Annotated in this window: 31 protein-coding genes and 1 pseudogene; 25 read left to right on the top strand and 7 right to left on the bottom strand. The window is 68.4% G+C overall.

What is annotated here, in order from left to right:
* Both ABZ806_RS40260 and ABZ806_RS40255 read right to left on the bottom strand, forming a co-directional pair.
* On the bottom strand, positions 1-392 hold a 392-nt coding region (locus ABZ806_RS40260), incomplete at its 3' end, for a transposase (protein WP_500223902.1).
* Between the two features lie 129 nt (positions 393-521).
* A complete protein-coding gene (locus tag ABZ806_RS40255; RefSeq protein WP_500223901.1) occupies positions 522-1,892 on the bottom strand; it encodes an NsdA family TPR-like regulatory protein in 1,371 nt (456 codons plus the stop codon).
* A 124-nt stretch (positions 1,893-2,016) separates the two neighbouring features.
* Between ABZ806_RS40255 and ABZ806_RS40250 the strand changes: the two genes are divergently transcribed.
* The 9 genes from ABZ806_RS40250 to ABZ806_RS40210 all read left to right on the top strand — a co-directional run bounded on the left by ABZ806_RS40250 (position 2,017) and on the right by ABZ806_RS40210 (position 8,943).
* On the top strand, positions 2,017-2,517 hold the full coding sequence (locus tag ABZ806_RS40250; RefSeq protein WP_500223899.1) for a 6-pyruvoyl trahydropterin synthase family protein: 501 nt from the start codon (positions 2,017-2,019) through the stop codon (positions 2,515-2,517).
* Positions 2,514-3,260, top strand: coding sequence for a 7-carboxy-7-deazaguanine synthase QueE (locus ABZ806_RS40245; protein WP_500223898.1), 747 nt, complete (start codon positions 2,514-2,516; stop codon positions 3,258-3,260). Before ABZ806_RS40250 ends, ABZ806_RS40245 begins: the two co-directional genes overlap by 4 nt.
* A 63-nt stretch (positions 3,261-3,323) precedes the next feature.
* On the top strand, positions 3,324-3,977 hold the full coding sequence (gene folE / locus ABZ806_RS40240; protein WP_500223897.1) for a GTP cyclohydrolase I: 654 nt from the start codon (positions 3,324-3,326) through the stop codon (positions 3,975-3,977).
* Positions 3,977-4,795 carry a hypothetical protein gene (locus tag ABZ806_RS40235; RefSeq protein ID WP_500223895.1) on the top strand — a complete coding sequence of 273 codons (819 nt, stop codon included), beginning with the start codon at positions 3,977-3,979 and terminating at the stop codon, positions 4,793-4,795. The genes folE and ABZ806_RS40235 overlap by 1 nt, the downstream gene beginning before the upstream one ends.
* Complete coding sequence (locus ABZ806_RS40230; RefSeq protein ID WP_500223894.1) at positions 4,792-5,856, top strand: nucleoside phosphorylase-I family protein; 1,065 nt, start codon at positions 4,792-4,794, stop codon at positions 5,854-5,856. Before ABZ806_RS40235 ends, ABZ806_RS40230 begins: the two co-directional genes overlap by 4 nt.
* A gap of 22 nt (positions 5,857-5,878) precedes the next feature.
* The gene (locus ABZ806_RS40225; protein ID WP_500223893.1) at positions 5,879-6,574 is read left to right on the top strand and encodes a dTMP kinase; all 696 of its coding nucleotides are present in this window, start codon (positions 5,879-5,881) and stop codon (positions 6,572-6,574) included.
* A 27-nt stretch (positions 6,575-6,601) separates the two neighbouring features.
* Positions 6,602-7,522 carry a DUF2797 domain-containing protein gene (locus tag ABZ806_RS40220; protein WP_500223892.1) on the top strand — a complete coding sequence of 307 codons (921 nt, stop codon included), beginning with the start codon at positions 6,602-6,604 and terminating at the stop codon, positions 7,520-7,522.
* A gap of 42 nt (positions 7,523-7,564) precedes the next feature.
* Positions 7,565-8,404, top strand: coding sequence for a class I SAM-dependent methyltransferase (locus tag ABZ806_RS40215; RefSeq protein ID WP_500223891.1), 840 nt, complete (start codon positions 7,565-7,567; stop codon positions 8,402-8,404).
* A complete protein-coding gene (locus tag ABZ806_RS40210) occupies positions 8,401-8,943 on the top strand; it encodes an NUDIX hydrolase (RefSeq protein WP_500223890.1) in 543 nt (180 codons plus the stop codon). Before ABZ806_RS40215 ends, ABZ806_RS40210 begins: the two co-directional genes overlap by 4 nt.
* A gap of 6 nt (positions 8,944-8,949) precedes the next feature.
* Here the strand turns inward: ABZ806_RS40210 and ABZ806_RS40205 are convergent, their stop codons facing one another.
* Positions 8,950-9,480: an NUDIX hydrolase gene (locus ABZ806_RS40205; RefSeq protein WP_500223888.1), complete on the bottom strand. Its 531-nt coding sequence runs from the start codon at positions 9,478-9,480 to the stop codon at positions 8,950-8,952.
* Positions 9,481-9,615: 135 nt separating this feature from the next.
* Between ABZ806_RS40205 and ABZ806_RS40200 the strand changes: the two genes are divergently transcribed.
* Complete coding sequence (locus tag ABZ806_RS40200) at positions 9,616-10,806, top strand: hypothetical protein (protein WP_500223886.1); 1,191 nt, start codon at positions 9,616-9,618, stop codon at positions 10,804-10,806.
* 261 nt (positions 10,807-11,067) lie between these two features.
* On the opposite strand, the gene ABZ806_RS40195 is transcribed toward ABZ806_RS40200, so the two are convergent.
* The 4 genes from ABZ806_RS40195 to ABZ806_RS40180 form a co-directional block, all read right to left on the bottom strand.
* On the bottom strand, positions 11,068-11,385 hold the full coding sequence (locus ABZ806_RS40195; RefSeq protein ID WP_500223884.1) for a hypothetical protein: 318 nt from the start codon (positions 11,383-11,385) through the stop codon (positions 11,068-11,070).
* Positions 11,343-11,687 (bottom strand): hypothetical protein, encoded by a 345-nt coding sequence (locus tag ABZ806_RS40190; RefSeq protein ID WP_500223883.1) that lies wholly within the window; start codon positions 11,685-11,687, stop codon positions 11,343-11,345. Before ABZ806_RS40190 ends, ABZ806_RS40195 begins: the two co-directional genes overlap by 43 nt.
* Before the next feature lie 622 nt (positions 11,688-12,309).
* Positions 12,310-12,792: a GNAT family N-acetyltransferase gene (locus ABZ806_RS40185; RefSeq protein ID WP_500223881.1), complete on the bottom strand. Its 483-nt coding sequence runs from the start codon at positions 12,790-12,792 to the stop codon at positions 12,310-12,312.
* Entirely contained in the window at positions 12,789-14,060 is a 1,272-nt protein-coding gene (locus ABZ806_RS40180) for a helix-turn-helix domain-containing protein (RefSeq protein WP_500223880.1), read from the bottom strand. The genes ABZ806_RS40185 and ABZ806_RS40180 overlap by 4 nt, the downstream gene beginning before the upstream one ends.
* A gap of 261 nt (positions 14,061-14,321) precedes the next feature.
* On the opposite strand from ABZ806_RS40180, the gene ABZ806_RS40175 reads away from it, so the two are divergent.
* From ABZ806_RS40175 to ABZ806_RS40105, 15 genes and pseudogenes are all read left to right on the top strand, one after another.
* Positions 14,322-14,537 (top strand): hypothetical protein, encoded by a 216-nt coding sequence (locus tag ABZ806_RS40175; RefSeq protein WP_500223879.1) that lies wholly within the window; start codon positions 14,322-14,324, stop codon positions 14,535-14,537.
* Entirely contained in the window at positions 14,534-15,385 is an 852-nt protein-coding gene (locus ABZ806_RS40170; protein ID WP_500223877.1) for an SAM-dependent methyltransferase, read from the top strand. The genes ABZ806_RS40175 and ABZ806_RS40170 overlap by 4 nt, the downstream gene beginning before the upstream one ends.
* Positions 15,382-16,269 carry an SAM-dependent methyltransferase gene (locus tag ABZ806_RS40165; RefSeq protein WP_500223876.1) on the top strand — a complete coding sequence of 296 codons (888 nt, stop codon included), beginning with the start codon at positions 15,382-15,384 and terminating at the stop codon, positions 16,267-16,269. Before ABZ806_RS40170 ends, ABZ806_RS40165 begins: the two co-directional genes overlap by 4 nt.
* Positions 16,270-16,436: 167 nt before the next feature.
* Positions 16,437-17,765, top strand: a complete 1,329-nt coding sequence (locus ABZ806_RS40160) for a sensor histidine kinase (protein ID WP_500223905.1) — start codon at positions 16,437-16,439, stop codon at positions 17,763-17,765.
* A gap of 46 nt (positions 17,766-17,811) precedes the next feature.
* Positions 17,812-18,279: a roadblock/LC7 domain-containing protein gene (locus ABZ806_RS40155; protein WP_500223874.1), complete on the top strand. Its 468-nt coding sequence runs from the start codon at positions 17,812-17,814 to the stop codon at positions 18,277-18,279.
* Position 18,280: 1 nt separating this feature from the next.
* Positions 18,281-18,724 (top strand): DUF742 domain-containing protein, encoded by a 444-nt coding sequence (locus ABZ806_RS40150; RefSeq protein WP_500223873.1) that lies wholly within the window; start codon positions 18,281-18,283, stop codon positions 18,722-18,724.
* Positions 18,714-19,370, top strand: coding sequence for a GTP-binding protein (locus ABZ806_RS40145; RefSeq protein WP_500223871.1), 657 nt, complete (start codon positions 18,714-18,716; stop codon positions 19,368-19,370). Before ABZ806_RS40150 ends, ABZ806_RS40145 begins: the two co-directional genes overlap by 11 nt.
* On the top strand, positions 19,367-19,960 hold the full coding sequence (locus tag ABZ806_RS40140) for a GAF domain-containing protein (RefSeq protein WP_500223869.1): 594 nt from the start codon (positions 19,367-19,369) through the stop codon (positions 19,958-19,960). The genes ABZ806_RS40145 and ABZ806_RS40140 overlap by 4 nt, the downstream gene beginning before the upstream one ends.
* A gap of 54 nt (positions 19,961-20,014) precedes the next feature.
* Positions 20,015-21,280, top strand: coding sequence for an acyl-CoA dehydrogenase family protein (locus ABZ806_RS40135; protein WP_500223867.1), 1,266 nt, complete (start codon positions 20,015-20,017; stop codon positions 21,278-21,280).
* A 142-nt stretch (positions 21,281-21,422) separates the two neighbouring features.
* Positions 21,423-21,581 (top strand): annotated as a pseudogene (locus ABZ806_RS40130) (BldC family transcriptional regulator); the annotation flags it as partial.
* A 471-nt stretch (positions 21,582-22,052) separates the two neighbouring features.
* Complete coding sequence (locus tag ABZ806_RS40125; RefSeq protein ID WP_500223904.1) at positions 22,053-22,958, top strand: SAM-dependent methyltransferase; 906 nt, start codon at positions 22,053-22,055, stop codon at positions 22,956-22,958.
* Entirely contained in the window at positions 22,955-23,923 is a 969-nt protein-coding gene (locus tag ABZ806_RS40120; RefSeq protein WP_500223866.1) for a hypothetical protein, read from the top strand. Before ABZ806_RS40125 ends, ABZ806_RS40120 begins: the two co-directional genes overlap by 4 nt.
* Positions 23,924-24,031: 108 nt before the next feature.
* Entirely contained in the window at positions 24,032-24,460 is a 429-nt protein-coding gene (locus tag ABZ806_RS40115; RefSeq protein ID WP_500223864.1) for a glycine-rich domain-containing protein, read from the top strand.
* 146 nt (positions 24,461-24,606) lie between these two features.
* Positions 24,607-25,410: a phosphotransferase family protein gene (locus ABZ806_RS40110; protein ID WP_500223862.1), complete on the top strand. Its 804-nt coding sequence runs from the start codon at positions 24,607-24,609 to the stop codon at positions 25,408-25,410.
* A 4-nt stretch (positions 25,411-25,414) separates the two neighbouring features.
* Positions 25,415-25,903 carry a hypothetical protein gene (locus ABZ806_RS40105; protein ID WP_500223860.1) on the top strand — a complete coding sequence of 163 codons (489 nt, stop codon included), beginning with the start codon at positions 25,415-25,417 and terminating at the stop codon, positions 25,901-25,903.
* Positions 25,904-26,711 lie beyond the last annotated feature (808 nt).

The following is a 26,711-nucleotide window of genomic DNA, read 5'->3' as shown; positions in this document are numbered from 1 at the left end:
ACCGGCTCGAACGTCCCGGCCCGGTCGCGCGGCACCGACAGACGGACCGGGCCGACCCCGGTCTGCACCGTCTTGCCCCTGCCCCGCCCGTTGCGGGAGTTCCCCGAGTTGTTCCCGGCCTGGTCGTGCTTGCCATAGCCCAAGTGCGCGGTCAGCTCGGCCTCCAGTGCCCGCTCGAGCACGGCCTTGACCAGCTGCCCCAGCATCGAGTCCTCACCGGTCAGCCTCAGCTGCCCCGCCTCGTCCTTCGAGCGCTCCAGCAGCACGTCCAGTACCTCATCGCCCAGCAGCTCCCGGACCGGCACATCCCGGTTCCCACCCGCCATCGGCACCATTCCACCGACACCGGCCCCGGCCTGGGCGACACTCTCATTCCCCTCGATCACACTCACAACTTCGAATCCCCCCGAATTCGATGGATGATCTTCCCTGTCGATCATCTACCCACCAAGATCATTTCCACGCCTTAGGAGATACCCCCCAGTGAGGATTACCGGTCGATCTGATACCGGAGGTCTCCACTAGGGCCCTCCTACCGTAAACGTGACGCCCCGCTGCCAGTGCGCGGCCATGGTATCCAGGTGGGTCGCCTCGCTGATGTTGCGGCGCCGGAACGGTGACAGGGCATTGCGAACGCTGGAGACCGCCGTGCGGGCGCGAGCAGAGTCGACCCCATCGAGCAGATGTAGCGCCTCGGTCCAGGCATGGCAAGCCAACTCTAGTTGGCCCTGTTCGGCGTGATAATTGCCGAGGTCACAGAGTTGCAATGCGCGGACGCGAGGGTGGGTGTCGGCGTTCCAGCGACGCACTGATTCATGCAGGTGTTGTTCGACGGCCGAGTCGCCCAGGGTCCGGAGTGTCTTGGCGGTGTGCGTGGTCAGCAGCGGCTGAGGCGCTCCCATCGCCAGCGCCCACCATGGGCGTTTGCTGTCGGGGGTATGGACATTGATGCAGTGTTCAGCTTGGGTGAGCGCGGCACGGGCGGCTCGGTGGTCGCCAGCGGCGGCGTGGGTGCGGGCCAGCGCGAGGTTGAGTTGGCCGAGAGTGGCGCTGTCGACCCGTCCGCCCCCAGCGGTGCGGGCGGCCTCGGCGAGGTGCACGCAGTGACGGCCGTGTCCTAGGTCTATGGCCTGATGGGCGATGAGCCGCAGCACGAATGCGGCATGTGCGGGGTCGGATTCGCGGGCGAGTTGCCAGGCGTGCAGATAGTAGCGCTGGGCGAGTCCCTCGCGTCCAGCGTCATGGGCTTTGAACCCGGCCAGGCGGGCGAGCTCGGCGACGGCGCCGTACATGTCGGCGCGGATAGTGGAGTTGGCAAAGCGGCCGCGCAAATACGTGGTGGCATCGGTGGCCAGATACTCCGCCAGTGGGGTTCGGCCCGCGCCGCCGCCGAGGCGCTCGTCGGCTCGGGTGAAGGTGGCGACCATATCGCGGACGGTGGCGACTTCGGCTCGGCCGATAGAGCCGCGGCGTGCGGCAGCTTGGGCGCGGCCTGACAGCGCAGGAACGGGGAGCGCAGCGGCCATTGGCAGGGAGAAGATCGTGGTGAGGAATCCGCGGCGGTCCACGTCCAGCCTCCCGAGGTTCGCCAGGTCGGTCACCGAGTCACCGGTGACGGCGGGAACGTCCTGGGGCGAGCCTAGTCCGAGGTCGGTAGTGGTTATCACTCGTCGGCATGCGCGGGTGAGGGCCTCGGCGAGGTAGTGCGCAGTGCGGGGTTTGGGGGGAACCCCACGAACCCAGTGTGTGACGGCCGCAGAGTTGGTCCGCAGGACTTCGCCGTTCTCGGCGGCAACGGTCCGGGTGAGCGCGGCGACAGCCGTGTAGGGCAGGCCGGTCGCGTTGATCGCTGCTTCCAGCCGGCGGTTGCGCTGGGTGCCTGCGGGTTTCATGACGGCGGTATTCCCCGGCCGTTAAGCGCGTTAAGCGCCCCGAGGGGCCGAGCCCTATGGCGGGTTGTGGCCACTAGGCGTTGAATCCGGCACGAGACCGGCTCCCGATCGAGGAGGTACTTCTGTGAGCCCGCACTCAACCTCCACCCCGACGGACGCTCAGGCCGCAGAACGGCCCGGCGGTGCTCTGAGCGACCAGGCCATCACCGAAACCGAGGACTTCAGCTCAGTTTTGCTGCCGGCTGGCAGGTTCATTATCGGCAAGAGGTTCGACTTCGAGGCCGGTCACCAGCTGCCCGGCCTGCCGCCTGAGCACAAGTGCTCCCGTCAGCACGGACACAGCTACCAGGTCGAGGTCATCTTGACGGCGCCTTCGCTGGAAGAGCCCGGCTTCGTCACCGACTTCGGTGCGCTCGCCGGCTTCAAGGAGTTTCTGGTCGCCGAACTCGACCACCGAAACCTTCACCAGGTCCTGCCCGTCAAGCCGACCTCCGAGCGTCTGGCCCAGTTCCTGGCCGGCTGGTTCATCCAGAACGTCGAACCAGAGATCCCCGGCCGTCTGGTTGCCGTCTGTGTCCGGGAGACCGGACGGAGCTGGGCTCGGTTCGATGTGGAGGAGGCGTGACCGTGCCCGGGACGGCTGGGAGTGATCAACCGGCGAGCGGCACCGGGGCCCGGTTGATCGTCGCCGAGACCTTCGGTGTCGAGACGCCGACCTTTCAGGGCGAGGGCCCGAGCTGCGGGCACCCGGCGCTGTTCGTCCGCCTGTCCCGGTGCAATCTGACCTGCGCATGCTGCGACACGCCGTACACCTGGAACTGGGACCGGTTCGATCCGCGCGCGGAGTCGACGAAGCGGCCGGTGGCGGACCTGGTGTCCTGGGCCGCGTCCTGTTCGGTCGAACTGGTGGTGATCACCGGCGGCGAACCGCTGATCCAGCAACGGAACCTGGCCGCGCTCGTCCAGGGGCTGCTGGCGGTCGGGAAGCGGGTGGAGATCGAGACGAACGGCACCATCGCGCCCGACCAGGCGCTGCTTGTCGGGGGAGTGCGGTTCAACGTCTCCCCGAAGATCCACAGCTTCGGGATCGATGAGGGCACGAGCATCGTGCCGTCCGCGCTGGAGGCCTTCGCGGCGACGGGGAGCGCAGCGTTCAAGTTCGTCGCCTCCTCGGTCGCCGACCTCGACCGGATCGCCAGACTGGCCGCCGCCCACCGGCTTACGCCGGTGTGGGTGATGCCCGAGGGCACGACCGCCGAGGCGATCGTCGCTCGGACTCGAGTCCTGGCGGACGCGGTCGCCGCCCGGCACTGGCACTTCACCACCCGGCTGCACGTGCTGGCATTCGGCGACACCCGAGGCCGCTGACCGCGCGACCCTTCCCGCTCCGCTCCCGTTCAGTCCCTGTGCCCAGAAGCGAGGACACATCCCATGACGAGTACCTCCATCGCCGGTTCCGAAGCCGTGAGCGCCGACACGGCGGCCGTCCCATCAGCGGCCGCCGTGTCGGTGTCGCCTATCGATACCGACCGGGTCCGCGAGCTGATTGCCCAGCTCCTGTGCGCGTTGGGGGAGGACCCCGACCGCGAGGGGCTCACGGATACCCCGAAGCGGGTCGCGTCCTTGTGGAACACCTTCCTGTCCGGCGACACCGCCGCGACCGCGACGTGCTTCACCGAGCCGCACCTGAGCGGGCAGTTGGTCGTCGTGGGCGGGATGAGCGTGTGGTCGCTGTGCGAGCACCACCTGCTGCCGATGAACCTTCAGGTCGTCGCCGGGTACGTGCCGGGCGGGCGCGTCCTTGGCCTGTCGAAGTTCGGCCGCATCGCGCAGCGGCACGCCGGCCGTCTGCAAGTCCAGGAGCGGTTCACCCGACAGGTCGCCAGGGAGATCGCCGGCGTGCTCGGCAGTGACGACGTGGCCGTCGCCGTCCACGGCACGCACCTGTGCATGAGCATGCGGGGCGTGCGGATGGAAGAGGCCCGAACCACCACCCTGCACACCAGCGGCCGGTTCGACCGTGATCCGCTGCTGTCCCAGCAGTTCCTCGCGCTGGGCACCGGCCAGTGGAGGGCCGCCGTCTGATGGCCGAGAGCATCGAGGTTTCGGTGATCGCCCCGCCCGCCTACCTGGACCTCTTCGTCGCCCAGGAGCCTGCTCGTGTCCACCACGTGGCCGCCCAGCGGGTCCTGACTGATCCGGCCTACCGCGCGTTCTTCCGCCGCGAGGCCGGACGCGGTGCCGAGATCGTCGTCGACAACGGTGTCTTCGACCTCGGTCACGCCCTCCCTGCCGCTGATCTGGTCGCGGCGGCCCGCGCTGTCGGGGCCCGCGAGATCGTCCTGCCCGACGTCATGGGCGACGGGCCCGCCACCATCGCAGCCAGCGACCGAGCCGCACGCGAGATCGGTGACCTCAGCGATGACGTGCGGCTGTGCGCGGTGGTCCACGCTGCCGACGATCATGAATGGCTGCGCTGCTACGACCGGTTCGCCTCCAGCGACTACGTCGGCGCGATCGCCCTGCCCGCCTCCCGCCGTCCCGATCCCGCGCAGCAGTTGTGCCGGACCCGCTGGGCGGCCACCCGCTGCCTGGAAGAGCACGGCATGGTCGAGGACCGGATCGTCTACCGGCTCTTGGGCCTGGGGCGGACCGGGCACCTGGAGCTGGCCGAGCAGCGCGAGCACCAGTGGATCGCCTCCGTCGACGGCGCCGCCCCGGTCCTCCTGGGCGCGATGGGCGTCGCGATGCTGCCCGGCGGCCCGTACAACAAGCCCAGCACCCCCCGCGTCGAGCAGCTCGGTCCCATCCCCGAGCACCGGTTCGACCTGATCCGACGCAACATCCAGGTGCTGCGCGACGCAGCGGGCAGTAGCGTGCGGATCCCGGAGGCCCGCTCATGAGGCGCAGTGACCTGCTGTCCTACGGCGGCGCCGGGACCGAGCTGCGCGCTGCGCCGATCGAGGTGGCCGGTCACACCATGGGCCCCAACAGCCTGCTGCGCTACCTGCAGATCAAAGTGCACCATCTTGTCCGCGAACCGGGCTGGGATCGCATCCACGTCGTCGGGGGCTACGACCGCGGCACCGTGATCTCCCGGCTGGAAAAGACCGGCAAGCTGTTCAACGTCGAGCGCCCGACCGCAGAAGTCCACGGCCGCCAGCTGGTCATCAAGGCGTTCCCCGGTGCCGACTACGTCCACCACTACGCGTTGATCATCGCCACGTATCTGGCGATGACCGGCCGGGCAACCGACATCGTCACCTACCGGCTGCCCGACCCGGCAGCGTGCCGCGCGGCCGTCGAACCGCTCGACCTGCATCTGGACGCCGATCTGGTGATCGTCGGATGGGGCCTTCACCATCTCGCCCCGCCCGACGGCGTGTGGACCCGCGGACCGGGCTATGCGTGGCAGCGCGCCCGGGTGCACGGCCGCCGGGTGGTCTACCTCGGCTTCCTGCACAGCATCTGGGGCGACGTCGCCGGCCGCGTCGTCACACGTCTGGCCGAACTCGGCGCCCGCGACGTCGTCTACGTCGGCAAGGTCGGGGCGCTGGCCCCCGACATCGAACCCAACACCTGGCTGGCCACCGGGAACAACAGCCTCGTCCACGGGAACCCCGTGGTGTGGGACGACGTCTTCGACGGGTTCGCCGCATCCTCGCCCGGCGTGCGCGCGGGAGGACACGTCACCTCCCCCTCGATCCTGCTGGAAGACCGCGCGTGGCTGGCCCGGCACGCCGGGCACGCCTACGTCGACCCCGAAATCGGGCCCATGGGAGCAGCCGCACGCCGGGCGGGGATCAGATTCGGCTACCTCCACGTCATTTCCAACAATCTCGCCCGCCACTACGCCGCCGACCTATCCAATGAACGTCACAGCGACGTCATCCAGCGCCGCACGATCCTCATCGACCGCATCCGCGCCATCATCACCGGCCACCTGGCCGCCGAAGGCGCCTGAACACCCGAGGAGAAGCACCAGCATGACGGGCACCACGCCCCCCGCCGCGCCCACCCGCGGGCGGGAGATCACGGTCACCGGCATCGACGGGGCCGGAAAGTCCACCCTCGCCGCCCGGCTGTACCAGGCCCTCAACGACGCCGGGCAGCCGGCGGTGCTCATCGGCAAGCACACCACCACCGTCCCCATGGACGAGGACTTGTCGGCCTACCTCGACCGCGTCAACGGGGTGGTCTACCGCCGCGATCCCCGCGTCGCCCAAACGTGCGGCGACCACTACTGGCTGCTGCAGCTGGCCGCCTGGTACACCCTGCAGGACCAGTTGGTGATCCAGCCCGCGCTCGCCGCCGGCACCCACGTGATCCTCGACAACGCCCACCACAAGATCCTGGCCCGGTACGCCGTCAACCCCGGCCCCCTCGCGCACTTGGCCGAACAGGTCTTCGCTCATCTCCCCGAACCCGACCTGGTGATCTTCCTGCGGATCGGCGCCCAGGAGGCCCTGGCCCGCAAAGGCACGTTCACCTCCTTGGAGACCGGCCACTCGGGCGACGGCGACGAGGACTTCGTCCGCTACCAGGACGCTGTCCTCACCCAACTGCGCGAGCAGGAGCGGCGGGGCGAATGGCTATCGGTCGACGTCACCGACCTGGACCGCGAGACGGTCTTCAAGACCGCCGCCGCCGCGCTGGCCGACCGTCTCCAACTCCACCTCTGACCAGCCCGCACCGTCAGGAGCCCCTCCATGCCAGTGACCTCGCCCGACGACGGCGACTATGTGTGCCACGGCGTCACCTGGGCGACAGGCGACCCCCGGCTGCTACTCGCCCCGCTGCCCGGCGGGCCGCTGGTCCCCATGCCGCTCATGAACCGGCGTCTCGGCTACCGAGCAGGCGGTACCGGCCGGTGGTGCACGGGCCGGTACCGGTTCGTCGACACCGTCGCTGTCGAACCCGTCGCCTGCCCCGACCGCGCACGCGTCGACAAAGGCGCCCAGTGCACCGACTGCTGCGGGCGCGACGACTTCCGCCTCGCGCACCAGTTCCACCAGGGCGGCAACGCCCCCCAGGCCCTCATCCGGTACATGGCCCAACCACACTGGCTCTACCTGGCGACCTTCGCCGACGGAACCACCAAGGTCGGCACCGCAGCCGAACCCCGCAAACGCTCCCGCCTCGACGAGCAAGGCGCCCTGCTGGCCACCTACCTCACCCAGGCCTCCGACGGCCGCGCCGTACGACTCCTGGAAGACACCCTCACCGGCCGCCTCAACGTGCCCCAGACCGTACGCGCCGCGACCAAACTGCGGGCACTGGCCGACCTGCGGGACGTGGCCACGGCCCGGACCGCGCACGAGCGCCACGTGGCCCGCGCCGCCGCCGCCCTCACCGAGCTGGGCATCGACACCGTGCTGGACTCATGGACGCCCCCCACCGAGGGCGACCGCCTGCGCCGACACGACCCCGGACGCGTGCTCTACCCCCACGACCCGCGCGAAGGCGACCACGGCCTCACCTCTCTGTCCTGCATCGGCTCCCAGATCCTCGCCGCCCTCGACGGCGACGGGAGCGTCTACCTCCTCGACCTCGGCGTACTCAAGGGCCACCGGATCACCCTCGGCCCGTTCCACTCCCCCCGCACGGCCGTCCAACCACAGCTGTTCTGATTCCCTGACCGGGCCTCTTCCACCAAAGCGAGGTACTCCACGATGGCCCCCCAGGACGCCCTCCACGGATGGGACGACGCCACCACCGCCCAGGCCTACGCCGCCTTCGCCCGCGCCTACCCCATGTACAACGCCACCAGCCGCGACCTCGCCCGCCGCGCCCGCCTCACCACCAGCCGCCTGGTGATCGATCTGTGCGGCGGCACCGGCGCGACCGCTGCCGCGATCCTCGACCTCGTCCCGCACGACGCCCGGGTCATCTCGGTCGACAACGCGCCCGCCATGCAACGCGTCGGTCGCCGCCTGCTGCCCGACCCGCGCCTGGACTGGATCGCCGCTCCGGCCGAGGCTCTGGACGACCATGTCCCCGCCGCAACCGCCGATGCCGTGGTCTGCAACTCCGCGATCTGGAAGACCGACACCCCGGCCGTGTTCGCCGCGGTCCGCCACGTCCTGCGCCCCGGCGGCCGGTTCGTCTTCAACGTCGGCGGCGACTTCGCCGGCGTCCACCACAGCGACGAACAAACCGCGCGCACCGGCCCGTCACTCAACAGCCTCATCCAGAAGATGGCCGCCCGCGACTACGGCTACACCCCGCCCCCGGCCGACCCCGCCCCCAAGCTCCCGCCGAACACGATCCACAAGCAGCTGGGCGCGGCCCAGATGACCGTCCTGGACACCGACGTCATCGCCCAGCACGCCACGATGGCCGAGAAAAAGGCGTGGCTCTCGATCCCCGTCTTCGCCCGCCCCGAAGGCGACCTCACCCAGGCCCAGCGCATGGACATCCTCACCAAGGCCTACGCCCTCACCACCCCCGGCACGCCGACCGTGACGAGCTGGCTCGTAGTGGTCGCCCAGCGTCCCCAGGAGCAGACGTGAACACCACGCCCTCCTCCAACACCGGCCCGTCACGCTGCGACCACACCAGTGTGGGAGTGCTCATCACCTCCACCGCTGGACTGCTCGTCTTCGACCGTGCGACACCGCCGCTCGGCGTCGCACCGGTCGCCGGCCATATCGACCAGCACGGCAGCCCCGAGCAGGCCGCTCGACAGGAGACCGCCGAAGAAGTCGAGCTGGCGGTGACCCACCTGCACCTGCTACTGCACCAGTGGCGCCCCAACCGGTGCCGCCGCCCGACCTCCCAGCCACCTGGCCACGACTGGTGGATCTACCAAGCCCGCACCTCCGGGCCGCTCCGACCTTCCGCCCGCGAGGTGCACGCCCCCCGATGGACTCGCCCCGACCAACTCCAGCAGTTAGCCCTCCGTACCGCGGCCTACGCCAACGGGAACATCAACGAGCACGAATTCACCGAACGGCCCGGCCTGCAGCCGGTCTGGGTCGGCTTCCTGCACGACCTTCGGCTGGTCACAGTAGACGACACGTCACAGACCCGGATCGAAGAGATCGCCTGACATGCCCTACACACCGAGCTCCGCGCGCCACGATCCACGCCCGGCCGCGAGCCGCCGCACGTGTGCGCGGATGCGGTCACGATCATCGGCGAAGGCGCTCTCCCACGTCTCCCCCAGGGCGAACCACTGCGGCGGCTGGCCACGCTCCCCCGCCAGGGGCACATCGCGGCCGACGATGGCGCCGTACGAAAGACTCAAGGTCGGGGACCAGTCCGCGCGGAAGGAACGAACGGCCACGGCCGCGGGCACGGCCAACAGCTCCCCTCGCAGCCCGGTCTCCTCCCCAAGCTCACGCACTGCGGCCACCCGCGGAGTCTCCCCCAGCTCGACCTTGCCGCCGGGCGGCACCCAACCACGCACGCGGTGCTTGACCAGCAGCACGTGGCTAAGGGCCGGGTCCACCACCCACACCTCGGCGGCAAACGGCTCCATCGACAGCCGGGCATGGTGATCCAACCATGCCCGAGCCCCGTCGAACTCCAGCACGGCGAGACGAGCATCGGCGATCGCCGCTTCCAACGTCATCCGGTCAATCACCCAGGTCACCCTATGCCGACGCCCGGAACGCTCCACATCAGGCCCCGTGACATACGTCGCACACCCTCCGCAAAGGCGGAAAACAGCAGCAACGAATCGGGCCGCACTACCCCGCCCGGGAAATGGTTAGCGATTATGGGCAGTAGCATCACGCAAAACAACTGGATAGTCCTGGGCGGAATCCATCTGCTGAACCAGACCGCACCCCGCCGTCCGAGCGACCCGATCGTGCTGGTCCAGGTGCCTCCGCAAGAGGTCTGCTCTCCCAGCACCACCGTGGTCATCCGCTGGGAGGCACTTGGATCCTGCCCAGTCACCGCCTTAACCATGGGCGGCGACCGGATCCAACACGCCCAGATCGACGGAGACGCCCTGTTCCCCGACGCCATCGCCGGCGAACCGCTCCGCCAGATCGTCGGGCTGGCGGTAGCGCCCGGCCTCGTACCGCTGTGCTACCTATCCCAGCAACCCAGCGGCAGTTACCACTCCTACGCACAGATCCGGTTCTACGCCGAAGACGCCTGTTTCGTGCGCACCACCCCCGAGCCGATCGGCGGCGGCCCCGCAGAAGCGCTCCACTGGCTGGAACCGATGCTGGACGCGCACGCCACCTCAGCGCTTCGCTTGAATAACCATCTGCGATACTTCCGCACCCATTTCACTGGAACCGAACTGGAATACAAATACAACCTGCCGCCCACCATAGACATCTGGGCCACCTCCCTGCAACTACTGAAAACTCTGCGCCATGGCGGCCTCGCGGACTTCCGCCCGGAATATAGGGAAGAGTTCCAGATCAACTACTTCGACAACCACATGTTCGACATCATCGGACCTGAAGACGAACGCGGATACGCATCCTTCATCCCCACCGCCAGCGGCAAGCACATACTCAAACGCAAATGGTTCACCGAAGACTCCTTTGCACGCCGCGAGCAGCTCTTCCCAGACATCAACATATCTCCAGACGAGTTCAGCGACCACTTGCGCTCAAAACTCGGCCTCCAAGTACGCGCACTCCCACCCTTCCGGCGAGTCCGCTACGACGTACAATGCGAATCAATGCGCACCGGGCACATCCTCGGCATCTTCATCGACCGATGCTCACTCCTCAGCGACCCCGACACGGTACTTTCGCAATGCGAACTGGAATACCGGCGCTCACGCAGCATCCTTCCCCACGACCAACAGGAGGTACTGGGCGACATGGAGTACGTCGACCGATGGCTCGTGCAGTATCTGACCGACCTCGGCATACCAACAAGGCGAACCTTCTACTCCAAGCTCACCTTCCTGCGAGATGTTGCAGCCACTCGCCTGAACTGATAGCAGCGCGCCTAATTATTGGTGCATAGCGAGGACAGGCGCTCGGGCCGTCCCGCCCAGGCGAGCCATCAGTTCCACGCCATCGTTTCGAATGCGTAGAAGGGACTCCGCCCTGCAGGGAGGCTGCCGGGTCCGACCTGCCCCGAGATCAGCTTGCTCGTCGACGCAGGCCAGTGTGCTGCTCCAAGGATCTGCCAGCGGACCACGTCCTCGGAGACGACCGCCAGGTCCTGACGCCCATAGCGGAGACGCGCTGTCGACTCACCTCGCTCGTGATGCTCGACTTGCCGGACCCGGAGCTGCCACCCAACGATCAACACCACCATCCGCGAAGCCGCTACTGTGCAACCGAGTCGGACGAACGCCACATTTGCCGTGGCTGAGCGATGCGACGATCCCGAGTCCGAAGCCCCCTTCCTCAAGGTCCGCAACAGCGATCTTGGGATCGACGAGGTGACCGTCGTAGGCGTCGCCGTCCGTAACGATCGGACTGTCGGTACTGGTGTCGTTGATGGCCTTGGCGAGGCGAACGGCGATCAGTTCAATATGGTTGTCGGCATCGGCGACTTCGCAGAGCACCAGGGCACCTGCGCTTCTGACGACTCGAAGCTCACACTCACCATCAGTGTGCACCAAGGCATTGGTGCCAACTCGCTGACTACCGTCTCCAGGTCACTCACGATTTCGTCCTCCAGGTGGAGGCTTACCTCGCCGCGCCACACCTGGCGAAGGTAGGACATGCCGATGGCGCGTTCGAGCGGCCAGACCGTGATGGTCACCGTTGCGCTCTCACCGAGGATCTCCAAGCGTTTGAGTTCGACGCGGCCAGTACTCGCTGCTGTAGTGCAGTTCCTGGTGGACTGCACTAGGGGCTTGTCCATGGATGCTCCTTGAGGTCATGGCTGACCGCCCAGTCGCTACCAACCGTCGCGCCGCTTCCGGTCGCTAATCCGGGCCCCGACGCTCGCCACATGCAGGTCCTTATGCCCTTCTTAGCCAAACCGCTTGAGGGCCGGGCGTGGAGTGCACAACGGGTGCAGTGAATACCTGGTGGGTGCGCAGGGGCCCTGGGCGGCAGGCGAGGAGCCTGGCTGGAACATTGGACACCAACGGGAGATCCCGGAGCGGGGCAGGCGTGAAGGCGAGGTCGGTTGGTGTCAGCGGAGAGCGAAGCAGTGCTATTCACCGCAGAGTCGCTTCGCGCGCGGTATCCGCGGCGTGCTGCGCGGTGACCCACCAATCGCGGGCCATACGTGACTGCCCATGTTGCACAGCGTCTTGGCCGTGAGCGCGGCGAGCCCGCCAGTGACCCTGGACCACGAGGACAGTGACCGGTCGCCGGTGCGATGTGCGCGGGCTAAGAACCTCACCAGTTGTGGTCGAAGAGCCAGAAAGTCCGCGCCGGGCAGCATCAGGTCCCACTCTCCGCTCACGCGGTCAGCCGGCGCATATCCTCCTCACCGCGAAGTTCTGGGAGGCGAGCAGGCGCTCCCACGTTGCCGCCTATGAGAGGCCATACTCAATCGTTTCAGCGTCTGCCCGGAAGAACATCTTGGATGTAATTTGCTGGAAACCGAGCTCGGCGTAGAATTGTTGGGCGTCAGGATTGTCAGTGTCAGTGGTCCATTCGACGCGGCTGCATTGGTGCTTGGCGGCGACCTCGAACAAGGCGCGCATGAGTGCAGTGCCGACTCCAGAGCGCCAGCGCGAGCGCGTCACGTACAACTCCTTGAGATACAGACTGCGGGTGAGACCGACCGCCGGCCATAGGAAGGACCAGGACGCAATCCCCACTACCTCCTCGCCCTCAACCGCAACGAGCGCGTATGCCATTGGCGGGTCGCTGAATAGCGCCTGACCCAACTGGTCGACGCGTTCTTCGACAGTCCCGTCAGTCGTCCCGCCGTAGAACTGGTCCATCTCCTCCAGCAGCGTGAGGATTGCCGGGACGTTTTCGGGGGTCGCTGCGGTTACGGTTACCGTCACTTGCTGTACCTCCTGCTCTCGAAGGTCGACGTCAGCAACTCCTCAAGCTGCCGTGCGGCTGGTAGACGGCGTTGGGGCTCGCTGATGGCGTCTAGGACTTCGCGGCCCCGCTGGCTGATGATGCCCTTCCGCTGCACTTCAGTCAGTGGTTCCAGCGCGGCAACGGCGCGGGCCAATGCCTCGGTGATCTCGCCGTCCCTGGCTAGGCATAGGGTGCGGTCGAGTTGGATCAAGGTTCGGTCAGTGAAGTCGTGCGCTGGACACAAATCCAGCGCTTGCTGCTGAGCGCTCCACGCCGCACTGGAATCCCCCAGATAGGTCAGGGCGTTGCCCTCGTGAAAGCGTAGTTGCGCTTCGCTGTAGCCGAACGCCGAGCTGTTGATCACCTCGCCCGGGAGTGCCCCGAATATGTCTTCCGCGCGATGTAGCGCGGACCTGCAGTCCTCACCACGCTCAGGCCCGAATGCGGCGTATGCGCGGGCCTCCAAAGCCACCGCCAGAACGGCGCCGACAGACGACTCGGCCGTCCTTTGGGCATCCTGCGCCACGGCGATGGCCTGGATGAGGTCGCCGGTATAGAAGTGCCCGTATGCCTCCTGCGCAAGGACCCACGCCCGCGTTGATCGGTCCTCGGTTTCCCGAGCGGCAAGCCGCGCCGTCCGAGCCCAGCAGCGGAACGCCGTCTGCTCGTCCAGCTTGATGAGGGCGAGGCACATCAGTCCGGACATCTGCGCGGTGATCCTGATCAATTGGCGCAACGTCGAGACCGAGCGGTACCGCCCCAGTCCGGCGTACAGTTCCTCAAGGTCATCCTCTAGATCCGCCGCTACTCGCGCGGGTGGCTGCTCCCGGGCCGCTGAGCCGTAACGCAGGACGGTCTCCTCCCAGCTCTGCAAGGCCGCCGCTGACATGGCCCCAGAGGAGAGCACGTCGTCGAGGCGCCGGCGCAGTTCGTCACGTCCGCGATGCGCCACGGTTTCCGGGATCGGAAATTCTTCGTTGCCGAAAAGCCGTTCCTCACTCGTACTCAGGGCCCGGCAGTACAGACGCCGATAGTCCACTTTGGGGGTATATTTTCCGTTCTCCCAGTCCTTGACCATGGACGCAAGACTCGGCACCCCCGGCAGCCGCTGCCGGTCCCGCTCGGTGGCCGCAGCGCGGAGCTGGCGGGCCATCTCCGCACGGGACCAGTGACCACCATCCGATGTCTTCTGTGTTTCGCGAGCTGCGCGCAACCGCGCGCCGATGCCGATGCTCCCGGCCGACATGCGGGCACCTCCCACCGGACCGCCTTGGGGAGGAATTCCTCCCCTGTGCCCTGCTCATCCTCCCCTTTTTCCTCGGTGTCCGCACTCGTTTGACTTGAGGTGCCAGGGACTTCACCGAACGAGGAGAGTGCGCGACCGTGTCCCCTTCCGACCTCCCAATCCCCTCAGGAGCCGCCGTCGACCGTGGCGGCGGGGAGTTGGTCCCCCGTTGGATCACGGCCGCCGCATGCACCCTCACTCCATGCCGACAGGGAAACCATCATGACCGCCACCCCTCACGGTCCTGACCCCGCCATCCAAGCCAAGGTCAATCTGAAGCGGTGCCACCCCGGCTGGAGCATCATCTGCTCCGATCAGGGGCGTTGGTGGGCTCAGCGCTTCCCGGTGCCTCGGGAGCTGTTCAACATGCCGAATCTGGTGGACGCCGACACCCCGGAGGCGCTGGACGCCAAGCTGAGGAAGCTGGTCGCGTCGTGAGCGGCACCGGCGGTGACCCTGGTCTGGCGTTCACCCGGCCGAGCACGGCTCGGATGTACAGCTACTACCTCGGCGGGAAGGCGTGGTTCGACGTGGACCGCACCGCTGCGGAGGCGGTGCTGCGGTTCGCGCCCGACGCCGGGATCGTCGCGCGGGAGAACTTCTTGTTCGCCGGGCGGGCCGCCGCGTGGGCGGCCAAGACCCATGGCATCGGTCAGGTCCTCGACATCGGTGCCGGCATCCTCAGCGGCGTTCCCCTGCCCAGCGTGGAGGACCACGTCCACCAGGCATGCCCCGGCGCTGTCGTGGTCGGCTGCGACAACGACCCTGTCGTCCTCGCCCACGCCCGCGGCCTGCGCACTGGATACACGCGGGTCCTGGAGGGAGACGTCCGGGATCTCGACACCATCTTCGGCAATCCGGACCTGCAGAAGGCATTGGACGTTGCCGATCGCATGGTCGTGGTCCTTGCGGCTGTGCTGCATTTCGTCCCCGATGTGCAGGTCGAGGGCGTGGTCGATGAGCTGTGGCGGAGGCTGGCGCCTGGCAGTGTCGTGGTGATGTCGCACGCGACGTCCTCGGCGACGAGCCAGCGGCGGGTCTCCGGTATGGCGCAGGCGTACGACGACGCCACCAGCCGTATCCACTTCCGCACGGAGGAAGGGATCGCCGGTCTCCTGGCCGGTTGGGACGTGGTCGATCCTCCGGCGCTGTGTGATGTCGGCCGATGGGGCCTGCCCAGGCCGCATGATGGGCGGCCCGGTCGGGACGTTCGGGTCGTTGGCATGGTTGCCGCGCGTCCAGACGTCCGGCACCGCCCGGTCCGTGCGTCGGGTGGTGCTCGGTGAGCGGCGGCGACATGGTCTCTGACTGGGACGTCGCTGAACACGACGTCAGCGAGGTATACGACGGCGACCGCCCCGCCATCGCGCGCCTGTGGGCGTTCTGGGGTGGCGGAAGGGACTTCAACCCGGTCGATCGCGCTCTCGGCGAGAAGGTGGCTGCGCGGTTCCCGCAGATCGAGTCGCTGGCTCTGCATCGGCTGGCGTTCCGCAGCCGGGTGACCCGGGCCCTGGTCGGCGAAGGCATCGACCAGTTGCTGGTCGTCGGCGTCGACCTGCCGATGGACGACGACGTCCACATCATCGCTCAGTCGATCAACCCCGACGCCCGTGTCGTATACGCGGACGCCGACGAGTTGGTGATGCTCCACGCCGGCGCCTGCTTCTTCAGCGACACCGCCGGTGCCTGCGGGTTCGTGCGGGCGGGAGTGGAGGATCCCCGCGCGGTGCTGGTCGGCGCCGCCGACACCTTGGATCTGAGTCGGCCGGTGGCGGTGCTGTTGATCAACAGCTTGGACGTCCTCGGGGATCCCCAGGCCGTCACGGCCCTGTCTGCCTTTCGGACCCTGCTGGCGGTCGGCAGCTACATCGCGTTCTGTCACCTGACCGCCGAGCACGACCGCCGCCTGGTCGAGCTGGGCCGCATGTGCGCCGACATCGCCCCTGGCCCGCTCGGCGTCCGCAACCCGGCGGTCCTTGAGACGTTGTGCGCCGGGATGGTGATGGTCGAGCCGGGGCTGGTGCCCGCGCCGGCGTGGCGCCCGGACCTCGGCCAGCCGCCGATCCCGAGCGGGGTGGACCTGTGGTGCGGCGTCGGTCGGATCCGCGGGCCGCGATCCGTCTTCAACTCCTCCCTCTCCTCCTCGTTGTTGACGAAGGCCGGGATATGACCTCTTCGAGTTCCGCGCCGTCTGGGCCGGCGCACGCCTCGCGTCCCGCACCGAGTAGGTGGCCGTGGCTGATCGGGCCGCTGCTGCCGGCTTGCATGGTCGTCTACCCCGTCGTCGTCTTCGCCCTCACGGACCGCTCCGACGTGCGGGGTCTGCGGTTGACGGTCGTGGCGGTGTTGCTGGCGGGGGCGGCGCTGCTGGTGACGGCGATCCTGATGCGCCACCAGGAGGCCGACCGGTACCGCCGGCAGCGACGGGACGTGCAGCAGAAGTTGCTCCAGCATCAGGTGACCGGTCACGCCACCGCGCTCGGGCAGATGTCGTCCTGGCGGCGGCACATCGATACCGAGTTCGCGCGGCTGAACGGCTATGTGGAAGGAGCCGTGGCCGCTGCCTCGGGATCGGGGGAGCTGGCCCGATACATGGGCCGCGCCGATGAGCACCTGACGGTCATCGCCGGGCGCCTGGAGCAGTTGACGCACCTGCCGTCGGCGCGGCCGTCCGGGGGCGCCGACCCCGCCGGGCGGATGGCTGGCGACGAACCCGATCGGGAGGTGCTGGTCTACGTCGGGCATCGCGTGCATTCGCTGGTGAGCCGGATGCTGGAGCGGCTCAAGGCCACCGAGCGGGAGCAGGAGGACCCCGATCTTCTCGATGACCTGTACCGGATCGACCATCTGGCCACCCAGTTGCGCCGTGCGGCCGAGCGGCTGGCCGTGCTCGGTGGTCACACCGCCCGCCGGGCCCACTCGCCGGTGCCGATCTCGACGGTGCTGCGTCAGGCGGTGGCCGAAGTCGAGGACTACCCCCGGATTCAGCTGACGCTTCCCGACGACGATCCGAAGATCCCGGGGCACGCTGGACCGGACGTCATCCACGTGGTGGCCGAACTGCTGGAGAACGCGACCAAGTTCTCCCGTCCGGACACTGCGGTGATGATGTCCACCCGCTCGACGCCCGAGGGACTGGGTGTGGAGATCAGCGATGAGGGGCTGCCGCTGACGGCGGAGAAGTTGGAGGATCTGCGGCGGATCCTGGCCGACCCGCACCGCATCAGCCCGCGCGAACAGGTCCGGCAGGGTCAGATCGGCATGCTGGTGGCCGGGCGGCTGGCCGCCCGGCACAGCCTGCGGATCGAGTTGCATCCCGAGGCGTCCGGGACGCGGGCTTTGGTCGTCCTGCCGAACACGCTGCTGACAGCCACGGCGCCGGGCGTGCCCGCAGCTTCGGCGCCTTCGCTCCCGCACCGCCGCACGGCAGCCCCGGTTGCCTCCCCCGCCGGCCCTCCGGTTGCCGCCTCACCGTCAGGTGCGAGACCGGCGCTGCCGCGCCGCAGCCAGGCCGCCGCATCGCCGCCGCTTGCTCCCCGGTCGGCGGGTCCGCCGCTGAGTCCCTCCAAGCCGCCGACACCTGGGCTGATGTCGGCGTTCACGTCCGGTGTCCACAGCGGGCGTGAGTCGCCGCAACAGGACCCGACCGACCCCGCGACGGCCTGATCACAGCCCGCCTCCTGGATGTTCTCGCACGTACGGAGAGACATTGATGACGAACCCCATGCCATTCCCGGCCGCGTCATTCCCGGCCGATGAGACGTTGAGTTGGCTGCTGGACAAGTTCGTGGAGAAGACGACCGGGGTCACCGGCGCCCTGCTGGTGTCGCGGGACGGCTTGAAGATGGCGGCTGCGGGGCTGGGTACCGACCATGCCGACAGGGGCGCCGCCTGGGTCTCCAGCTTCCACTCCTTGGCCCGGTCCGCGGCTTCGCTCGGCGGGTCGGGGACGAGCGGGTTCCGGCAGGCCATCGTCGAGGACGATGCCTTCCTGGTGTTCGTGACGAGCGCCGACCACACGGCGGCCGGACAATCCCGAACCGGATCCCGGCTGGTCGGCAGCGTGGTGTGCGTCCTGGCCCAGCCGGGAGCGGACCCCAACACCATCGGGTTCGAGATGGGCCTGCTGGTCAAGAGCGTCGCCGATCACCTGCTCACCCCGACGCGCGGCGGGAGGTGACATGAGGGACGCGCAACACCGCGATACGCGGTGGCCGCCGGGCGGCCCCGCTGACGGTCCGGCAGATCGCTCCGGCCGGGGGCGGGCATGGTCGACCTACGACACCGAGGAGATCCGCCCCTACGCGATCACCGGTGGGCGGACGCGACCTCAGCATTCGATGCGGCTGGTCACTCTGCTGGAGGCCGCCGACATCGCCCGCGCTCGGCGGGCCGCACCTGAGGCCGCCCGCGCTGTCGAGGCGTGCCGCGTCCAGCCGTGCTCGGTCGCCGAAGTCGCCGCACTGACCGACCTCCCCGTCCAGGTCGCCAAGATCATCCTTAGTGACCTGATCGACTGCGGTGCGCTGGTCATGGCCCTGCCCGGCCCGGGAGCGTCCGACCACCTGCAGTTGCTGGAGGCCTTGCGGTCCGGCCTGGAAACGAGGCTGTCCGATGTCGCCTGACCACCCCTCGCGTCCTCCGGAATCGCGCGGCCGGGACGGATGCCCGACAACGCCCGTGAAGATCATCGTCAGTGGCGGTTTCGGGGTCGGCAAGACGACGCTGATCGGCGCGGCCAGCGAGATCGAGCCGCTGACCACTGAGGAATACCTGACCGAGATCAGCAGCGGGATCGACTCCCTGACCGGGGTTGAACGCAAGTCCACCACTACCGTCGCGCTGGATTTCGGCCGCCTGACCTTCCTCCGACAGCAGATGGTGCTGTACCTGTTCGGCACGCCCGGCCAGGATCGATTCTGGTTCACCTGGGACGACCTGGTCGTCGGCGCGGTCGGCGCCGTGGTGCTGGTCGACACCCGCCGCGTGACCGACGCCTTCGCCGCAGTCGGCTACTTCGAGCAGCGCGGCATAGCGTTCGTGGTGGCGATCAACGAGTTCGACAGCGCTCCCTACCGCTACACACCCGCCGAGGTCCGCATGGCCCTCGAAGTCCCCGGCCACGTGCCGGTCGTGTGCTGCGACGCCCGCGATGAGCGCTCGGCCATCACCGTCCTGCTCACCCTGGTCGACCACGCGCTCACCCGCGAGCGCGCGCAGCCCAGCCCACCCGTCTCCCCCGAAGCACGCGCCTACGGAGCACCCGCATGAGGTACGACGCCGATTCCGGCCTGCACATCGACAACTGGCACGACACCGCGGAGCAGCGCCTGAAGATGCTGGCCGAACTCGGGCTCGACGGAACCCCCGACGCCGAGTTCGACCGATTCGCCGCCCAGGTGTCCGCAGCGTTCGCCGCCGAACTCGGAGCAGAGGGGCAAGGGCTGTACGCGATGGTGAACCTGTTCCTACGCGAGCGGCAGACGTTCGCCGGCCTGCACAACCCGCCAGGGGCTCGGCCAGCGGACCGGACCATGGCACCCGACCACGGGTTCTGCCCGGAGATGCTCGACCGCACCAAGGCGCTGGTCCTGGCCGACGTGTGCGCCAAACCGCAGTTCGCCTCCAACCCGGTCGTCGACCGGCTCGGGGTCCGCGCCTACGCCGGGGCACCGCTCATCCTCGGCCCCACCGACACCGTGGTGGGCAGCGTGTGCGTGATCGGCACCAGACCCATGCCTAATCAGACCCGCCAGACCTCCCTCGCACTCATCAAGCAGCACCGCGACGCGCTCCTCGAACTGCTCAACCAGCGCGGCCGCGAGGTCGGCCGCCTCGGCACCAGCTACCAGGGCGGCTGAATGGCAGCAGGTAAGCCGCGGTGATGACGTCTGCCGGATCCCGACCGTCCGGCTGTGGCCCCACGACAGCAGAAGGGGATGGTGTCCGTGTTCGAGACCCACGATCACAAGATCCTGCGGGAAACGGTCCGTGACTTCGCCGAGAGCGAGATCGCGCCACGCGTGGCCTGCATGGAGTCCGCCCAAACCGTCGACATCGAAACTTCCGCTCTGATCGCCCGGCAGGGATGGATCGGGGTGACCATCCCTCGCGAGTACGGCGGCACGGGCGCCGGTCACCTCGCCAAGACCATCGTGATCGAGGAGCTGGCGCGGGTGTCGGGGGCGATGGGCGCCATGGTCCAGGCGTCCCAGCTCGGGGCCGCCAAGATCCTCCACTTCGGGACGGAGGAGCAGAAGCAGCGGTGGCTCCCGCCGATCGCGGCCGGTGCGTGCCTGCCGACGATCGCGGTGACCGAGGAGGGCTCGGGCGGCAACGTCCTGGACATGCAGGCCAGCGCCCGCCGCGACGGCGACGACTGGGTGCTGAACGGACGGAAACTCTACGTCGGGAACTCCCACGTGGGTCACGTCCACGGCGTCATCGTCCGCACCGGCGACCCCGACACCCGCCGGTCCCAGGCCCTGTCGGCGTTCCTGGTCGAGCACGACCGGCCAGGCCTGACGCTCGTCCCCTACGAGCCGCCGCTGGGGTTGCACGGCTTCTCCTTCGGCGACCTGGTCATGGACAACGTCCGGATCCCGGCCGACAACATGATCGGCGGCGAAGGCGACGGCCTGAACGTTGCCTACAGCTCGTCCCGCCTGTACGGATGCCCGAACCTCACGGCCGTCGCGCTCGGTATCCACCAGGCGCTACTGGAGGAGACCATCGCCTTCGCCCAGGACCGCCACCGCCGGGGCAGCCCCCTCACCGCGCTGTCCACTATCGAGCAGCGCATCGGGCAGATCAACGAGCGGCTGATGACCGCCCGCACGCTGGCCTACCAGGCCGTCCACATGCTCGACCTCGGGCAGCCCTGCGACGACGAGCTGATCAGCGCCAAGTACCGGGGGGTGGAATCGCTGATGGAGTCCGGTCTGGACGCGATGAAGGTCCACGCTGCGGCCGGTCTCCGCCGCGACCGGCCCCTCGAACGCCTGGTCCGGGACGCGTGCCACCTCGATGCGCCCGCCGGGACTGGCGACATTCAACTGCACCGCCTCGCCGAATCGGCGCTCGGTACCGGCCGGGACCAGTGGTCGCATCGCCTGGCGCACGTCACAGCCCTGCGCCCTTCCGCAGGCCGGCGCACGTCCACAACCGACCACGCGGCATGACCTCTATCTCCTGGTCTCCGCCCCGCCGGGTGCCCACACCCGGATTCCCCACTGCGGTGAAGCCTCCGGGCATGGCCGGACGTCCCCTCCGCCCGAGCTTCGCGGCATCTCATGTCCCCTTTCGTTGAAACCAAAGGTCTCCATGACTTCTCCTGACCTGCTGACACCGGCCGAGGTCGCCGCGTTGTTCCGGGTGGATTCCAAGACCGTCACCCGCTGGGCGCAGCAGAAGATGCTCTCCTCGATCCGGACGGTCGGCGGCCACCGCCGCTACCGCGCCGCTGAGGTCTATGAGCTGCTGAACAGCGAGCGCCGGTCCGGCTTCCACGCTGCGGTGGAGACGCTGGTCGATGACCACTACGACGGCGACCCCACCCGCGCGGTGATCGATCTGGCGGAACGTTACGGTCTGGCCGTCCTCGTCCTGGACCGGGCCTGGTTCACCCAGATCGCGCGACGCGACCTCACCGAGGTCGAGTGGAAGCACATCGCGGCCGAACTCCAGAGCTTCAGCAGTGCCGTCTCTGGTACGTGTGCTGACCAGTTGCTCGACTACGCCTCCACGGTGCTGCGCGCGGCGGATGTAGCCGTCACCGACATTCGCGCCGCCGACCTGCCGCGGCTGCCCGCTGCACCTTCGCAGCACGAGGCTGCCGGGGAGAGCATCGCTGCTCTCGACAAAACGGCCGGCGACAACTCCGGCCCACAGCCACCCCCGGTCGCGAATGAAGCGGAGGGCTCGCAACTCGCCCTCACTCCGCAGCCGGCCACGATGCCAGAACAACTCGCTGCGGCGGGGGCCGTCGTTCCCGCGCCTGCCCGCAAGGACATCAACCGGCTGGTGCCGCATTCGACACGGGTCTGGAACTACCTGCTCGGCGGTCACGATCACTACGAGGCGGACCGGAAGGCCGCCGACGCGTTCGCAGAGCTCTACCCCGCCATCGCCGAACTGATGGCAGCGCAACGGGCCTTCGGGAATCGGGCCGTCAAGTACCTCGCCCAACAGGGGGTGCGGCAATTCATCGACATCGGGCCCGGCCTGCCGTCCCCACGGCATGACTCCCGCGCCACCGACACCCACACCGCCGCGCGGTCGGCGGCCGAGGGCACTCGTGTCGTCTACGTCGACAATGACCCTCTGGTGATCGCCCATGCCCGGGCCTTGCTGACCGGCGGGCCGGGCTGCGCGGTCGGTCACGTCGACGCCGACCTCACCGACACCCGCACCGTGCTGGCCAGCGCCGCCCAGCATCTGGACCTCCACCAGCCCATCGCGGTCTTGCTGCTGGCCGTCATGGGCCACATCGACGACACCGAGGCCGCGTACGCGATCGTGCGCACCCTGATAGACGGTGTGGCGCCGGGCAGCTTTCTGGTCCTCAGTGACGCCGTCGCTACCAGCACCGCGCTTTCCAGAGCGCAGGACGCCTACAACGCCACCGGCGCGGTTCCCTACCGGCTGCGCACCCCCACGCAGGTCGCCGGGTTCTTCACCGGTCTGGACCCCGTGCAACCCGGCCTGGTTCCACCCGCGCTATGGAGGCCCGGCCCGTCCCCCTCTGCCCATGCCAACAACGACGCACGATGCGCCGTGGCGATGACCCCGCTGCCTTACCCCGCCCACCCGACGACGCCAGCGGAACAGCCATCCAGAGAGAAGGAACCTACGCGATGACGCACCTTCGGCTCAGCTACGTCAACGTCGAGCACGGCGGCCGGACCGACGCCGGCTACTCCTCCTACTCCGGCGACGGAGGCCCCTACGACTACACCAAGGTCGCTGGGATGTTCCACGACGGCGACTGGCCCGACATAGCCGTGATCGGTGAGGGCGACCGGTACGAGCTGAACGGCATGGAAGGCGCCTACGAAGCTGCCGCAGCGCTACGGGACGCGGGCGGCCCCGCCTACGTCCCGCACCCGTGCTCGCTGCCCCGCGAGTGGGGAATGTTCGCACCCGTCATCTACGTCAACCCGCAAACGGTCGTGGTCCGCCGGTTCTACTCCCACCGGCTCCCCGACTTCGCCGCCCGCAACCGCAACCTGATGCTGTTCACCCTCCCCGGCCGCACCGACCCCATCCGGATCGCCGCCACGCACGGCGACATCTACTCCGGCGACACCCGCCTCGCCGACAATCGACGGTTCGACCGGCTCGCCGACCCCGCCATCCCCTGCGCGCTCCTGGGCGACTGGAACACCGTCCCATCCGGCCCCAACTTCGAGCCCGCCGACATGAACAAACCCGGCCTCCACAACCCACGCGCGATCAACTACCGCGTCCAGTTCCAAGGCGGCCCCCGCCAGGCCGGCCCGCACATCTACGACACCCGCGCCCTGGACGCCCTGGTCGGCTACTGGCACGCACCGCGTGACTGGCGGTGGGCCTGGCTGCGCCGCCGTCCTGGGCGGCGTGTCGGCGGCGTCGGGTTCCACCACGCAGCCGAACTCGCCCAAGACTTCACCCCCACCCAGATCGAACGCCCCAACGGACGCCAATGCCTGGCGATCGACGGCATCCTCCTCAACGACCCGCTCCGCGACGCCTACGTCCCCGGCTCCTACCGCGTCCACGACTTCCGCGACCCCGACCACCCCGACTCCGACCACAAGCGCATCTCGATCACGGTCGACGTCTGAGCCATCGCAGGTCGCAGCACCACCCCTCCCGAATGCTCCACGCTCCCGCCGACACGCGCGCACGCCGGGGCGTCGGACCACACTCATCGGCGCGCCTTGGAGGTCACCATGACCATCACCCCCGAAAGACCGGCCTTGGTCGAGCAGATCGGCCGGGACCCGCGCGAGCTGATCCCCGCGGAGGCGTTCGCGCTCCTGGTGGACGACGTCCGCAAGGCCACCCACGCCACCCACGACTACTGCCGGCGCGTCGTCGGCCAGAACCTGCTCTTCCTCAAGGCCGTGGGCAACATCCGACGGGCCGAACGCAAGGACCCGCGCAACTACATCCGCATCGTCCCGACCCCGCCGGTCGACCAGGCGTGGCACCTGAGCCTGCAGCGCACCGAGGTGTACGTTCCGATGAGCTATCTGCTCGCCGAATCGTTCATCCACCACCGGCCGGTCATGGACGACGACATCCGCTCCGGCGCCGCCCTGGACCGCACCATCCCGCAGCTGCACGCCACCGGCTACTACGTCGACCCGCAGTTCTGAGAGGGCGAGGCCAGCACCAGCTGCTGCCCGCCCGAGTGCAACGACCAGAGCGGCCGGGACTGGCGCACCCTGCTGGACTGGAACGGCTTCCTACCGGAGACCACCCCACTCACCATCCGCATCTGAACTAGAAGAAGGGGACGCGCGTGCGCACCGCCTGGACCGACCTGCCCGGGGACCTGCGAACCCAGATCGAGGCCAGCACCGGCCCGATCAGCCGCATCGAACCCGCCCCCACCGGCAACCACGCGGACATCGCCTCCACCCTGCACACCGCCGACGGGCAGGTGTTCGTCAAGGCCGCCCGCAAGCTCGCCGACAGGGACGGCCCCGAGGTCATGTCGCTGCGCCGCGAAGCCTCCGTCAACCCCATGGTGTCCGAGTTCGCTCCCCGGCTGCGCTGGCACGCCGAGGCCGGGGAGTGGCTCGCCCTCGGATTCGACCACATACAGGGACGCCCCGCCGACTTCACTCCAGGCTCACCCGACCTGGAGATGCTGGCCAAGACCATCCACGCCATCCAGAACGCCGCCTGCCCCAACCCCCTGCGGCTCCTGGGCGAACGACGCTGGCAACGCTACGCCGACGACGTGACCCCACTGGCCGGCACCACACTGCTCCACACCGACCTCAACGAAGACAACTTCATCATCACCCCGGACGGCCGCACGTACCTGGCCGACTGGGCGTTCGTCTCACGCGGAACCGCCTGGCTGGAACTGGCACTGCTGATCCCATGGCTCCTCAAAGCCGGCCACACCCCCCAGGCCGCCGACCAGTGGGTCTCCCAATTCCCGTCCTGGACCGAAGCCCCGCCAGCCGACATCGACATGTTCACCGCCGCCTTCGCCCAGCAGTGGCGCACCGCCGGCCAACAACGCCACGACTCCTGGGTCAGACGGCACGCCGAACTGACCGGCCGCTGGGCGACCTACCGACTGGGGAGCTAGCCCCGTGACCGACTGGACGCAGTTCCACCTCACCCAGCCCCTCACCACACCGGACGGGCAGCGGGTCGACATCGACGTGGAAATGGTCCCCCTCATCCGGCAACTCTGGCGACTGGGATACCGCACCAAGGTGGCCTGCCAAGACGCCGGCGAAGCAGTACTGCAAGGCGGCACCCGCGCCCCCGAAGCCGACCGCCCACGCATCGCCGCCCGCACCATGGGCCGCGCATGGCTGATCGTCCAAGCCGACCAAGCCCCACACCTCCTGGACGCCGTAACCGAACTCACCAGCACAGGCACATGGAAGCTGTCCCCGGTGACCAAGGACCAAGACCCCCACGCCTGGACCTCGATCACCTTCCCCCGACCCCACATCCCCACAGCCACCGCACTCCTCAAACACGCACAGCACGTCAGAAATCCGGTTCCGGCCGCCGACGAAAACCCCGCTCAACCGCCCGCCGATACCGCTCCTGCCCGCGATTACGGCTGATCGCCCGATTGACCGGGTCACGAGGATCGGTGGGATCACTCGGCGGCCGGTCCCGCGACTCCACCCGCTCGCGCGGGACACCGCTGTAGTCCTGCCCGGCGATGGGAGCGACCTCACCCGCCGCGACACGCGCATGACGACCCACCTGGCCGTCCCGACGGATCTCCAGCCAGAGAACACGAGCCCACCACGTGCGGTCGGGATGCTGCTCCCACGCGAGCAAATACGCAGGACCACCGATGGCCCGATAGGTGACGACAGGCGGAATCCGCACGTCACCCCACCAGAAGACCGAACATGTGTTCTAGTATGCCGGTGCTAGCCAGCGGAACCGCAAGCAGCCCGCCAACACCCCTCACACCCATCAGCGGACGCCTCCCACACGATCTCCCTGTGGACGGCGCCCCTCAACCGGCGCACACTGCGAGCCATGGCCAACGCGCGGCACCTGCTAGGGCCAGACGGAATACCCGTCGAGGTCATCACACTCGACGGCGGCAACCTGACCCTCGCCCAAGCCCACCACTCCGACGCCCACGTAAACCAACCCTGGTTCCCGGTAACCCAACGAGGCCACCTCGTCGCCTACTGCCGCGACATCGAAGAGGTCGCCGACCACGTCACCCGCCGACCTCCACACCCCCACCGCTGCGGCCGAGAACACCGAATAGGCCCGTCACGAACCCTCGCAGGGGCGATGCGGACTCGTTCGGCGGGGGTATCTCTCCTAGCGTGGAAATGATCTTGGTGGGTAGATGATCGACAGGGAAGATCATCCATCGAATTCGGGGGGATTCGAAGCCGTGAG

Origin of the sequence: Spirillospora sp. NPDC047418, from assembly GCF_040643275.1 — a bacterium.
In the GTDB taxonomy this organism is placed as follows: Bacteria; Actinomycetota; Actinomycetes; order Streptosporangiales; family Streptosporangiaceae; genus Spirillospora.
This window is presented reverse-complemented; position numbering and strand designations above follow the sequence as displayed.